This window comes from Alloscardovia venturai (genome assembly GCF_042676605.1).
Classification (GTDB): domain Bacteria; phylum Actinomycetota; class Actinomycetes; order Actinomycetales; family Bifidobacteriaceae; genus Alloscardovia; species Alloscardovia venturai.
Genome location: NZ_JBHTHQ010000028.1, coordinates 1 through 597, shown reverse-complemented (window position 1 = coordinate 597; position 597 = coordinate 1). Strand labels below are relative to the sequence as shown.

Genomic DNA, 597 nt, shown 5'->3' with positions numbered 1-597 from the left:
CCGAGAGGGTGTAGTTCTTCTTACTGATAGTACGCCCAGTAGTCAAATCGCGGAGTTCGATGGTTTGCTTGTCAAGCTCAAGATACTTATCATACGTGTCAGTGAACGCGACAGTTTCAATATCATAACCCAGGTTGTTTGGAATGGTTGGGTTGGTGTTGAGCTCGTATTCCAGTTTCTGTCCTGGCATAACACTCTTACCATTAATATCGTCCTGGTCACCACCCTGAGAAGCCTCACTAATGACTGCCTTTTCTACTGGTGGAACATAACCACACACGTATGGCTGATTCGTGCTCTTGGTCTTGCCTGCAGCAGTCTCAGATGCCTTGTTCAACAAACCGTGAGAGTCAAGAGCCGTACCGGTGGTTGGATCAGCACAAAACTCGACTTCATCCGTAGACTTTTTGCCTGCGTCAGCGCGTACCTGGGCTGCACCCTTACCATTCGCATAATTCGCCTTACCGCCGATAAGCAGGGTGTACTGCATAGGGGTAGCAAGACTACGTGCAGCAGCGAGAGCTTGATCTGTCATGGTTGCCGTGATAACTGTACCATTCTGGTTGAAAGTGAACTGGCTTGTCACGTCAGTACCCT

The 597-nt window shown here is 49.1% G+C and carries 1 pseudogene; it reads right to left on the bottom strand.

What is annotated here, in order from left to right:
• Positions 1-597, bottom strand: a pseudogene (locus ACFQY8_RS07990) (LPXTG cell wall anchor domain-containing protein); the annotation flags it as partial.